The sequence below is a fragment of the Pseudomonas sp. KB_12 genome (assembly GCF_052114545.1).
In the GTDB taxonomy this organism is placed as follows: Bacteria; Pseudomonadota; Gammaproteobacteria; order Pseudomonadales; family Pseudomonadaceae; genus Aquipseudomonas; species Aquipseudomonas brassicacearum.
In genome coordinates this window covers 25,350-37,013 of the sequence record NZ_JBFREY010000007.1, presented here as the reverse complement: position 1 = coordinate 37,013, position 11,664 = coordinate 25,350, and the positions used below count along the sequence as shown (strand labels likewise).

Below are 11,664 nucleotides of genomic sequence, written 5' to 3'. Positions count from 1 at the left end.
TGGCACAGAATGAATACTCTGTAGAGATCCCCATGCAGATCCCCATTGTGGGAGCGAGCTTGCTCGCTCCCACAATGGGTTCAGCGTGGCTGTTGTTTCGCCTCAATCGTCCATCCGGCCAAAACGCCCCGAGTGGAAATCGTTGAAGGCCTGGTGGATTTCCTGCTCGCTGTTCATCACGAACGGACCATGGCCGACGATGGGTTCGTCGATCGGCTCGCCACTGAGCAACAGCACCACGGCATCGTTATTGGCTTGCAGGCTCAATTGGTCGCCGGCCCGGTCGAACAGGGCCATCTGCCCGGCCTCGACGCGCTCGCGGCCATTGGCCTGGACCGAGCCTCGCAGCACCACCAAGGCGGTGTTGTGACCTTCGTGCAGGTCAAGAATGAGGTTTTTCCCGGCATTCAAGCGAATGTCCCAGACATCGATAGGCGTGAAGGTCCTGGCGGGGCCTTGATGCCCTTCGAAGCGCCCGGCGATCAGGCGCAGGCTGCCGGCGTTGTCCTTCAGGGCGATGTTCGGAATGTCGCCCTTGAGGATCGTCTGGTAGCCGGCCGGGGCCATCTTGTCCTTGGCGGGCAGGTTGACCCACAACTGGACCATCTCCATGAACCCACCCTGCCGGGCGAAGGCTTCGGAGTGGAACTCTTCGTGGATGATGCCGGACGCGGCGGTCATCCATTGCACGTCGCCGGGACCGATCTTGCCGCCGCTGCCGCTGGAGTCACGGTGCTCCAGTTCGCCCTGGTAGACGATTGTCACGGTTTCGAAACCGCGATGCGGGTGCTGGCCGACACCACGACGCTCGGTGGTGGGCGTGAATTCAGTCGGGGCGGCGTGGTCCAGCAGCAGGAACGGGCTGACGTGCTTGCCCAGGTTGTCATAGGAAAACAGCGTGCGAACCTGGAAGCCATCGCCAACCCAATGGGGCCGTGGGCTGGTGTAGAGGCCGATGATGTTTTTCATGCTGTGTCTCCAAAATCAGGTACTGCGATTCAATGGACACAGCTTAGAACCGACACCTTTGCAGCACTAGACTGCAAAAATCGGCTTTAGCGTTCTATTTAGAGAACGACTGAAAAACCTGTGGGAGCGAGCTTGCTCGCGATAGCGCTGTATCAGCCGAAGATGCATCGACGGGCAGACCGCTATCGCGAGCAAGCTCGCTCCCACAGGTTCTGGTGTCATTCAAAGGTGATTGCGCTTGGCAAACTCCGACAGCCCCACCAAGGATTGCAGGCCAAGCTTTTCCAACAGGCGAGTCTTGTAGGTGCTGACGGTTTTTGGGCTCAGGAACAGGCTTTCGGCGATGTCCTTGCCGCGCATGCCCATGGCCAGCATGCGCAGGATGGACAGCTCACGGGTAGAGAGGCTTTCCAGCGCCTGCTGTTCGCTGCGCTGCTGAAAATCCAGCCTGACGGACATCTGTGGAAAATAGGCATAACCGGACTTCAAGGCCTGGATGGCCTTGGTCAGTTCCTTGAGATCGCTTTTCTTGGTCACAAAACCCCGGGCCCCGGCCGAGATGCAGCGGTTGCAGAAGTGCTGCGCATCCTGGGAAGTGAACACCAGCACGCTGCACTCAGGGAACTGGGCCATGATCCAGACCAGCAGGTCCAGGCCATCGAAACCGTTCATCACCAGGTCGAGGATCACCAGGTCTGGCACGCACGCCTTGATGAGGGCCCTGGCATCGGCCGCGCCGCTGGCGTCCCGGATGTGGGTGAACGCCTCATTCTGGCAAATAAGCCGCAGCGCCCCTCGTATGACAGGGTGGTCATCCACGATCAACACGTCTTTCAAGGCAACTCCCCAGGTCATTACAAACGGCACCGGCGCCATGACTGCGCCGGACTCTCGCACAAGCGCCAGGCCCTGCCACCTGTCAGATCCGACAGTGCAGACCAGCGGTCTTCCTCAGCGTCCATGGCCCTGCCTGAGGGCACGCGTCCACGGTTGCAGCGACTCACTGGCTTGAGGGTCGACCCGCTCCATCAGGCACCGCAGGGAGGCAAGGTCAGGCAGTGGTGCCTGGCTCAGGTGCATGCTCGATCGGCGCGCGACCGGCACCGGCGACAGGCTGGCCGGTTGCGCGTTGTAAATCATCCCGTGACGAACCTGTGGGTTATAGATAACAAAATCGTGCAAGTCCAACGCCCCGCTTGGCAGCCCGGCATTGACGACGATCAGGTCGAACGGCTCGCTGCCGTACTCCACCAGCGTCAGCAACTCTTGCACATGGCTCACGGGGACAATCCGGAAATAGCCCTGTTGGTTGAACAGGCGCTCCAGCACGATTCGATAAGCATGGTGTGGGTCGGCAATCAGGATACGGAGTGCTTTGTTCGGCATGGCAAGCTTTCCAATAGCAACGCGCCAGGTAGAAACCGGCTCAGAACATTAAGGGCCGTCAGGCTAGAGGAAGCGTTTGAAAGACGATGTAGGATTATTCCTAAAATGAAGCCAGACGAAGCCCCTGCGACGAGGGAATTCACCCTACGCTCGACGCTTTTGTAGGAGCTGGCGAAGCCTGCGATCTTTTGATCTTTGATCTTTCGCTTGGGACTCAAGTGTCTGGGGAAAGATCGCAGCCTCGTTGCACTCGTCAGCTCCTACAGCTCCTACTCCTCCATGTAGGTCTTCAGTTGTTCCGCCAGGTGCTCGATGGCTTGGCGAATATCTTCCACGGCTTGGGCGAGCAGCAACGTATCGCCGCCCCGACAAGCGCTTTCCAGCGCCTCGCAGGCGGCGATCAGGCGTTGCGCCTGGACGATCCGCGCCCCACCCTTGATCCGGTGCGCCAGGTCCGCCAGGCCCGGCAAGTCTTGTCGACTGGACAGGTGCAACAGTCGCGCTTGATCGTCGGCATTGCTGCTGACCAGTTCCTCCAGCAGTGCCCTGATGGCGGTCGTGTCGCCGCCGGTCAGTTGTTCCAGGCTAGTCAAGTCGATTTCATCGTCGGGCTGAGGCGCCCCCACGTCCGGCGTGACCGAAGCCAGGCACGCGTTAAGCTCCCGAAGGCTGAGGGGTTTGAACAGGCAATCGTCCATCCCGGCCTCGGCACAGCGGTCCTTTTCCTCAGGCTGGGCGTTGGCCGTGAACCCCAGGATCACCCCGGGCGACAGGTTTTGCGCACGCTCTTCGTCGCGAATGGCCCGCGCGAGTTCGTAGCCGCTCATCAAGGGCATGTTGCAGTCGGTGATGACCACATCGAAGTGTTCGTTGCGCCAGGCGTGCAGACCTTCGACACCGTTCTGTGCCTCCTGGACACGATGGCCCAGGTAGCCCAGTTGCTTGGACAGCAGCAAGCGATTGGCCGGGTAGTCATCGACCACCAGGATACTCAGCGCCCGGCCTGGTACCAGCGCCTCGGCCTCGACAGGTGGCGCGGTCGGCAAGGCATCGAGCAGGGGCAGGTCCAGCAGGATCTCGACCTGCGTGCCCGCCCCCGCCACGCTGCGCAACGTCAGGGTGCCGCCCATCATTTCGCACAAGGTGCGGCTGATGACCAGCCCCAGCCCGGAACCGCTGCGCGCCGACTGGGTCGTGTGGCTGGCCTGGGTAAAGGGGCTGAACAGGCGGCGCTGGTCCTCAGGCGAAATCCCGCAGCCGGTGTCCTCGACTCGCAGGCAAAGGCCCAGGCGTTCGTGTTCAATGTCCGGCTCGCCGCGCACACTCAGGCGCACCTCGCCCTGGTCGGTGAACTTGATGGCGTTGCTCAACAGGTTCGAGACGATCTGCTTGAAGCGCAACGGGTCGATCAACACGTCACGATTGACCTCGGCGTCCACTGCCCGTTGCAGGCGCAGGTGTTTCTGCCGGGCCAGGCCCTCGAAAATCCGCGCCACCGACTCGGTCAATTCGCGCAGATTGGCCCGTTGCGGTACCAGCGACAGCTTGCCCGACTCGATGCGGGCGATGTCGAGGATGTCGCCGATCAAGTCCAGCATGCCATGGGCGGCCCCCGACGCGACCTCGATGGCGAACCGGTCCACGATGCCTTGGTCGGCTTTTTTCAGGGCCAGTTCCAGCAGGCCGATCACCGCGTTCATCGGTGTGCGGATCTCATGGCTCATGGTCGCCACGAAGGTGGTCTTGGCCCGGTTGGCGTCGTCGGCGCTTTCCTTGGCGACGCGCAATTGCTCCAGCAGGCGCCGCAAGTAAATGACCCAGCCCAAGGCCACCAGCAACAGCAGCGCAGCGACGGTGAACCCCTGGAGAATCGTGGTGCGGTTGCGCAGCCAGTAACTGTCGTCGATCACCACCTCGCTGCGCCAGCGGTTGGTCAACTCGTCCATCTCTTCGGGAGAAATGCTCAACAGCGCCTTGTCGAGAATCGAGTAGAGCTCCAATGCGCCCCGGTTCGTTGCCAACGCAACGCGCGCGGGCAAGGTGCCGACGGTACTGGTGACCTGCAGCTTGTCGCGGTACTGGCGGGAGATCATGTAGCGGGCACTGATCAGCGGATTGACCGCAGCGTCCGCCGTGCCGGCGGCGACCATGGCCATGGCGTCGGCGGTGTTTTGTGCCGTCACCAACTGCACGCGGGGGAACTGCTCCAGCAGGAACTCGCGCAACACGTTGCCGCGCACCAGCGCCAGGCGCTTGCCGGCCATCTGGTCCAGGGTTAGCGGGCCCTTGGCCCGAGCGGGCACCACCAGCACGAACGGATTCGTCAGGTACGGTCGGGTAAAGCGCAACTCGTCTTCAAGTTCGGTACTGGGTATGGCGGTCGCCAGGACATCGGCCTTGCCGCTCTTGATCTGCCCGATCAAATCGTCAACCGAACCGCCACGCTGCACATCGAATTTCAAACCGGTGCGCAAGCTGATCCTCGCCAGGACATCGGCGCCGATGCCGCGCAAATGGCCTTGTTCATCGAAGAACGTCAGCGGCAGGAAGTTTTCGTTGGCGGCGACCTTGATCCGTGGGTGGGCATCCAGCCAGCGCTGCTCCTTGACGCTGAAGTGCAGCGCCTGCTGACCCGGCATGCTCGCGCCGCCGGCACTCCAGCGCCTCAGGATGCTCATGTGTTCGCTGGCGGGAATGGCTTGCAGCGCGGCGTTGATAATGCGCAACAGGCGCGCGTTGTCGCGGCTGACCGCGAAGGCGAACGGCTGCACTTCCATGCGCGAGAAATCGGCCAGTTGAATATTGTTCAGGTAATTCTTGCTGATCAGGTAGTTGGAACTGATCGAATCCCCCAGATAAACGTCGGCCTGACCAAACGCCACGGCGCCGATGGCGCTCAAGGTCGAGGGGAACAGCTGCAAGGAAGCCTCGGGATAAAACGCCTCGACCGTCTCCGGCGGCAAGTAGTGATACAGCATCGCCACGCGCTTGCCCGCCAGGTCGCTGGGCAAGTCCTGGCTGTCGTCGATGCGGGCCACGAGGGTGGGCAGGTCATCGGCATAGGCCTGGGACATCGCCAGGTCCGGATCGGCGGCTTCGAAGCCGTTGGCGGTGCCGAGCATATCGATCTCGCCGCCGCGCAGGGCCTGGAGCGATTCGGCACGGGATGGGTAGCGCTGGACCTGCACCTTGACGTGCAGGAGTTGCCCGAGCAATTGCGCATAGTCGGCGGTCAGGCCTTCATAGTCGCGACCATTGCCAGTGATGCTGAACGGCGCGTAGTCCGGCGCCGAGGCACCCAGCTGCAACGTGCCCTTTTGGCGCAGCCAGGTCCAGTCGGCATCGTCCAGGGACACCGAATAATCGCTCACATTGGAGCGCCCGAGCACCTGCAGCGCCTCGGGGGCCGCGTCCACCGGTGGCACCACACTCAATGAGCCCAGCAACAGCGCCACCAGGCCTGTGCGTAAAAGCAAAATCATCTGGTCAGGGTGTTTCGCTTGGCGTAGTCGGCCCGGCGCACACCGACTGCACGTTCAGTCAGGGTGGACCGGCTGAGGGGTTCAGACTGCCAATACGAGGGAACAGCGAACCAAGCCTTTCAAACAGCAGGAGGCTGTGAAGTGAGTGTAGGAAATTTCTGAAGAATTTCCTGACTGGCTTGCGGTTGTTTTGTAGGAGCTGTCGAGCGAAGCGAGGCTGCGATCTTTTGATCTTTTGATCTTTCACTTGGGACTCAAGTGTTTGGGGAAAGATCGCAGCCTCGCTTCGCTCGACAGCTCCTACACAGCTCCTACACAGCGGCCAACCGCAAATCAGGCACCAGACGCGCCTGCCCGCGATGGTTCCCGTGTTCATACAGCGAGCCGGCGATTTCATCGGCACGCACCGGCAGGATCGACAGCAAGGTGTCGCTCAGGCCATGGCTGGCCTGGCAGAAGCCCTGCATGTAGATCGCCGCCTTGCAGCGCTCGTCGGTGATCAGCTTGTAGTTGCGATCCACCTCGAAATCCCCCAGGTATTGCGCCAGCGGCTCCAGCAGGGTGCGGTGCATCTGCCGCTCGTAACCGGTGGCCAGCACCACGGCGTCATAGCGGCGCACAGTCAATTCGCCCGTGGCGTTGTTGCGCACCGCCAGTTCCACGCCGGCGGCGGTGGCCGTGGCCTTCTCCACCGTCGTGAGGGTGCGGAACGCATGACGGGCGATGCCAGAGACTTTCTGGCGATAGAAAATCCCGTAGATGCGTTCGATCAGGTCGATGTCCACCACCGAATAGTTGGTGTTGTGGTATTCGTTGACCAGGCGCTCGCGCTCGCTGTGGGGTTGCTGGAACACCAGGTCGGTGAACTCCGGCGAGAACACTTCGTTGACGAATGGGCTGTCGTCCGCCGGCTTGAGGGCCGAGCCGCGCAGGATCATGTCGACCTGCACCGAAGGGAAGCTGTCGTTGAGGTCAATGAAGGCCTCCGCCGCGCTCTGCCCACCGCCGATGATGGCGATGTTCATCGGCTGGCCCTTCACGCATGGTTGGCCGGCCATGCGTTCCAGGTACTGGGAATGGTGGAACACCCGCGCGTCATCCTTGAAGGCCTTGAACGCCTCGGGGATGCGCGCCGTACCGCCGGCACTGACCACCAGCGCACGGGTGGTGCGGACGAACTCTTCGCCCTGGGCATCGCGGGAAATCACCCGCAGCGCTTCGACCTGCTGGTTGTGCAACACCGGCTCGATGCGCAGCACTTCTTCACCGTAGCGACTCTGTTCAGCGAACTGTGCGGCCACCCAGCGCAGGTAGTCGTTGTACTCCATGCGGCACGGGTAGAAGGTACCTAGGTTGATGAAATCCACCAGGCGACCGTGGTGCTTGAGGTAATTGACGAACGAATACGGGCTGGTGGGGTTGCGCAGGGTCACCAGGTCCTTGAGGAAGGAAATCTGCAATTCGCTCTGGGTCACCAGGGTGTTGCCGTGCCAGCGGTAGTCGGCCTGCTTGTCGAGGAACAGCACATCCAGCTCGCCCTGGACCGGCCCGCGCTCCTGCAGCGCGATGGCCAGCGCCAGGTTCGAGGGGCCGAAACCGATGCCGATCAAGTCGTGAACGATGGGCGATGCAATTGCCTGTGTCATGTCCAGTGTCCTCTGGAAAAGCCCTCAACAGGGCGCAAAAAGCCTGGGGTGACCTGCCCAGCGTTTAAGGGGCCAACAAGTCGTGTGTTGAGAGGAACGAGGACAATGAAAAAAAATTTACCGCGAGGCGACCGGCGTGGGCAGATTAATGCGCGTCCCACTGCCGCACGCGAACGCGGCAGTGCTTCATGGCGTTGACGATGTGTTTTTCCACCAGCGCCCGGGAAATGCCCAGGCGCTCGGCGATTTGCGGGTGGGACAAGCCTTCGAGCTTGCGCAGCAGGAAGCTCTCGCGGCACAGCGGTGGCAGCTCGGCCAGGGCGCGCTGGAGCATATCCAGGCGCTGGCCATGGTCGAGGCTGGAATGGGGCGACGGGGTGAAGAAGCGCTCTTCGCTGTCCAGCACCTCCAGGGATTCGACCTGGCGCAGGGTATTGCGCCGATGCCCGTCGATCACCAGGTTCAGCGCCGTGCGGTAGAGAAACGCCCGCGGTTGCTCGATGGGGACGTCGCTGGCACGCTCCAGCACCCGCACATAGGCGTCATGCACCACATCCTCGGCCGCCTGGCGGTTGCCTAGCCTGGCGTTCAGGAAACACACCAGCTCGCGATAGTAGTTTTCCAACATGACTCCCGTGCGCAATGGCTGCGACCGCTATCCCTGTGCCCACTCGGCATGCCCGGGACAGGCAATGGCACGATAGTGGCAGATTCGATCGCGTAATTTATAGTAATTCTCATATAGATTTAAAGCTTTGGTTTGTATCAGGACTGATTCGTTCAGATAAATGGGGTGCCAGGGCCGCTTTTGTGGCGAGGGAGCTTGCTCCCGCTGGACTCTGTAGGAGCTGTCGAGCGAAGCGAGGCTGCGATCTTTCCGCTGCCAATTGAGTTCAAAGCGAAAGATCAAAAGATCGCAGCCTCGCTTCGCTCGGCAGCTCCTACAGTAAGTGTTTCACAGCAGTAAATTCCCGCCCGGAACGCTCGTTTACCAGAACAGCCTCCCGTCCCTGCCCTTCCTCGGACGGGTCCGATATCACCGGCCGGAACCCTGCATGAAACGTCCCCGCCCTACCCGACGCGCCTGGCTTCTCACCTTCGCCCTGCTTCCGGCCGTGGCCTTCGCCGCGTGGCAAGCGGTGGCGCCAAGCCGTGCGCCCCTGGTCACCGCGCCCGTCACCCGTGGCGATATCGAAAACAGCGTCACCGCCCTGGGCACCCTGCAACCGCGGCGTTATGTCGACGTCGGCGCCCAGGCGTCCGGGCAGATCCAGAAGATTCATGTGGAAGCCGGCGACGAGGTGCGCGAAGGCCAGTTGCTGGTGGAAATCGACCCGTCCACGCAAAAAGCCCGGCTCGACGCCGGGCGTTTTTCAATCGAGAACCTCAAGGCCCAGCTCCAGGAACAGCGCGCCCAACATGACTTGGCGCAGCAGAAATCCCGCCGCCAGCAACAGCTCAAGGCCGGCGGTGCCACCCGCGAGGAAGACGTGCAGACTGCCCAGGCCGAAGTGCGGGCGACCCAGGCGCGCATCGACATGTTCCAGGCCCAGATCCGCCAGGCCCAGGCCAGCCTGCGCAGCGACGAGGCCGAGCTGGGCTATACGCGCATCTATGCGCCGATGAGCGGCACCGTGGTCGCCGTCGGTGCCCGGGAAGGCCAGACCCTCAACGCCCAGCAGCAAACCCCATTGATCCTGCGCATCGCGCGCCTGTCGCCGATGACCGTCTGGGCCGAAGTCTCGGAAGCCGACATTGGCCACGTCAAACCGGGCATGAGCGCTTACTTCACCACCTTGGCTGGCGGCAGCCGACGCTGGAGCAGCACCGTTCGCCAGATCCTCCCGGTGCCGCCACGCCCGCTGGAAGCCAGCCAGGGCGGCAGCCCCACGGGCGGTCGCAGCGGCAGCGAGCGGGTGGTGCTCTACACCGTGTTGCTCGACGTCGACAACGCCGACCGCACGCTGATGACCGACATGACCGCCCAGGTGTTTTTCGTCGCCGCCCAAGCCAAGGACGTGCTGACCGTGCCCATCGCCGCCTTGCAGGACGCCGGCCAGGTACGGGTGCTGGCCGACAATGGCGATGTCCAGCCACGCACCGTTCGCACTGGCGTCAGCGATCGACTGCGTACCGAGATTGTCGACGGCCTGAGCGAAGGCGACCGGGTGCTGATCGGCCCGGCCACCGGCAGCGGAGGCTGAATGAACACGCCCCTGATCGAACTGCGGGACATTCGCAAGGCCTACGGCGGTGGCGACAGTCCTCGGGTGGAGGTGCTGCGCGGCATCGACTTGGCCATTCACGCCGGGGAATTCCTGGCGATTGTCGGCGCGTCCGGCTCCGGCAAATCGACCTTGATGAACATCCTCGGCTGCCTCGACCGCCCCACCAGCGGCGAGTACCGTTTCGCCGGCGAAGACGTCGCCGGCCTGGGCAGTGATGAGCTGGCCTGGCTGCGGCGCGAAGCGTTCGGCTTCGTGTTCCAGGGCTATCACCTGATCCCCTCCGGCACCGCCCAGGAAAACGTCGAGATGCCGGCCATCTACGCCGGCACCTCGGCCGCCGAGCGCCATACCCGGGCCAGCGCCCTGCTCGAGCGCCTGGGCCTGGCCAGCCGCACCGGCAACCGCCCCCATCAATTGTCCGGCGGCCAGCAGCAACGCGTGTCGATTGCCCGGGCCTTGATGAACGGCGGCCACATCATCCTCGCCGACGAACCCACTGGCGCCCTCGACAGCCAGAGCGGCATCGAGGTCATGGCCTTGCTCGACGAACTGGCGAGCCAGGGCCACGTGGTCATCCTGATCACCCACGACCGCGAAGTGGCGGCCCGGGCCAAGCGCATCATCGAGATCCGCGACGGGCTGATCATCAGCGACAGCGCCACTTCTTTGCCAACTGACGTGCAAGCCAATCCAAAGGCACTGCAAGCCGTGGACCTGCGCCAGCGCCTGAGTGCCGGTAGCGAACACAACGGCGCCTGGAAAGGTGAGCTGGTGGACGCGGTACAGGCGGCGTGGCGGGTGATGTGGATCAATCGTTTTCGCACCGCCCTGACGTTACTGGGCATCGTCATCGGCGTGGCCTCGGTAGTGGTCATGCTGGCCGTGGGCGAAGGCAGCAAGCGCCAGGTCATGGCCCAGATGGGCGCCTTCGGCTCGAACATCATCTACCTCAACGGCATCGCGCCCACACCGCGCGCTACCAAGGGCATTATCAGCGAATACGACCTGGCCGCCCTCGCCGCGTTGCCCGAGGTGCAGCGAATCATGCCGGTCAACGGTGCCGAGGCCAGCGTGCGTTTCGGCAACCTCGACCACACCAGCTACGTCGGCGGCAACGACACCAATTTCCCGATCATCTTCAATTGGCCGGTGGCCCAGGGCAGCTACTTCAGCGAGGCCGACGAGCGCAGCGCGGCGGCGGTGGCGGTGATCGGCCACAGGGTCCGGCAGAAACTGCTCAAGGATGTCGCCGACCCCATCGGTCGCTACATCCTGATCGAGAACGTACCGTTCCAAGTGGTCGGCGTACTGGCCGAAAAAGGCGCCAGCTCCGGGGACTCAGACGCCGACAACCGCGTCGCGGTGCCCTACTCCGCCGCCAGCGTGCGGCTGTTCGGCACGCGTCATCCCGAGTACGTGGTGATTGCCGCCAAGGACGCGGGCAAGGTCAAGCAGGCCGAGCAAGCCGTCTCGCGGACGCTGTTGCGCCTGCACGACGGCAAGCAGGATTTCGAACTGACCAACAACGCCGCGATGATCCAGGCCGAAGCACGCACCCAGGGCACGCTGTCGCTGATGCTCGGCGCCATCGCGGCGATTTCGCTGCTGGTGGGCGGCATCGGCGTGATGAACATCATGCTCATGACCGTGCGTGAACGGACCCGCGAGATCGGCATCCGCATGGCCACCGGCGCCCGCCAGCGCGACATCCTGCGCCAGTTCCTGACCGAAGCGGTGATGCTCTCGGTGGTCGGTGGGGTCACCGGTATCGGCCTGGCCCTGCTGGTGGGCGGCGCGTTGCTGCTGGGCAAGATCGCCGTGGCCTTCGAATGGTTGGCGGTGTTCGGCGCCTTCGGTTGCGCGCTGGTCACCGGCGTTGTCTTCGGTTTCATGCCGGCCCGCAAGGCCGCCCGCCTCGACCCGGTCGCGGCCCTTACCAGTGAATGAACCCCA

General features: G+C 63.0%; 8 protein-coding genes. 2 read left to right on the top strand and 6 right to left on the bottom strand.

Translation table 11 applies throughout. The annotated features are described in order from the left end of the window. Positions 1-102: 102 nt before the first annotated feature. From AB4Z20_RS06830 to AB4Z20_RS06805, 6 genes are all read right to left on the bottom strand, one after another. Positions 103-969 carry a pirin family protein gene (locus AB4Z20_RS06830; protein WP_442089598.1) on the bottom strand — a complete coding sequence of 289 codons (867 nt, stop codon included), beginning with the start codon at positions 967-969 and terminating at the stop codon, positions 103-105. 222 nt (positions 970-1,191) lie between these two features. Continuing rightward, positions 1,192-1,806 (bottom strand): response regulator, encoded by a 615-nt coding sequence (locus AB4Z20_RS06825; protein ID WP_437180717.1) that lies wholly within the window; start codon positions 1,804-1,806, stop codon positions 1,192-1,194. Positions 1,807-1,920: 114 nt separating this feature from the next. Next, on the bottom strand, positions 1,921-2,355 hold the full coding sequence (locus tag AB4Z20_RS06820; RefSeq protein WP_442089597.1) for a response regulator: 435 nt from the start codon (positions 2,353-2,355) through the stop codon (positions 1,921-1,923). Positions 2,356-2,624: 269 nt separating this feature from the next. Then, entirely contained in the window at positions 2,625-5,837 is a 3,213-nt protein-coding gene (locus AB4Z20_RS06815; RefSeq protein ID WP_442089596.1) for a transporter substrate-binding domain-containing protein, read from the bottom strand. A gap of 311 nt (positions 5,838-6,148) precedes the next feature. Continuing rightward, on the bottom strand, positions 6,149-7,483 hold the full coding sequence (locus AB4Z20_RS06810; RefSeq protein WP_442089595.1) for a lysine N(6)-hydroxylase/L-ornithine N(5)-oxygenase family protein: 1,335 nt from the start codon (positions 7,481-7,483) through the stop codon (positions 6,149-6,151). A gap of 145 nt (positions 7,484-7,628) precedes the next feature. Continuing rightward, positions 7,629-8,111, bottom strand: a complete 483-nt coding sequence (locus AB4Z20_RS06805) for a sigma-70 family RNA polymerase sigma factor (RefSeq protein WP_309475791.1) — start codon at positions 8,109-8,111, stop codon at positions 7,629-7,631. 427 nt (positions 8,112-8,538) lie between these two features. Here AB4Z20_RS06805 and AB4Z20_RS06800 point away from each other — a divergent pair, with 427 nt between their 5' ends. Both AB4Z20_RS06800 and AB4Z20_RS06795 read left to right on the top strand, forming a co-directional pair. Then, positions 8,539-9,687: an efflux RND transporter periplasmic adaptor subunit gene (locus AB4Z20_RS06800; RefSeq protein WP_442089594.1), complete on the top strand. Its 1,149-nt coding sequence runs from the start codon at positions 8,539-8,541 to the stop codon at positions 9,685-9,687. Continuing rightward, positions 9,688-11,658 carry a MacB family efflux pump subunit gene (locus tag AB4Z20_RS06795; RefSeq protein WP_442089593.1) on the top strand — a complete coding sequence of 657 codons (1,971 nt, stop codon included), beginning with the start codon at positions 9,688-9,690 and terminating at the stop codon, positions 11,656-11,658. The last annotated feature ends 6 nt before the right edge of the window (positions 11,659-11,664 follow it).

What these genes read in the sequence shown, in the direction of transcription:
- AB4Z20_RS06830 (WP_442089598.1), bottom strand. Translation starts at nt 969, where the DNA reads ATGAAAAACATCATCGGCCTCTACACCAGCCCACGGCCCCATTGGGTT.
- AB4Z20_RS06820 (WP_442089597.1), bottom strand. Translation starts at nt 2,355, where the DNA reads ATGCCGAACAAAGCACTCCGTATCCTGATTGCCGACCCACACCATGCT.
- AB4Z20_RS06815 (WP_442089596.1), bottom strand. Translation starts at nt 5,837, where the DNA reads ATGATTTTGCTTTTACGCACAGGCCTGGTGGCGCTGTTGCTGGGCTCA.
- AB4Z20_RS06810 (WP_442089595.1), bottom strand. Translation starts at nt 7,483, where the DNA reads ATGACACAGGCAATTGCATCGCCCATCGTTCACGACTTGATCGGCATC.
- AB4Z20_RS06805 (WP_309475791.1), bottom strand. Translation starts at nt 8,111, where the DNA reads ATGTTGGAAAACTACTATCGCGAGCTGGTGTGTTTCCTGAACGCCAGG.
- AB4Z20_RS06800 (WP_442089594.1), top strand. Translation starts at nt 8,539, where the DNA reads ATGAAACGTCCCCGCCCTACCCGACGCGCCTGGCTTCTCACCTTCGCC.
- AB4Z20_RS06795 (WP_442089593.1), top strand. Translation starts at nt 9,688, where the DNA reads ATGAACACGCCCCTGATCGAACTGCGGGACATTCGCAAGGCCTACGGC.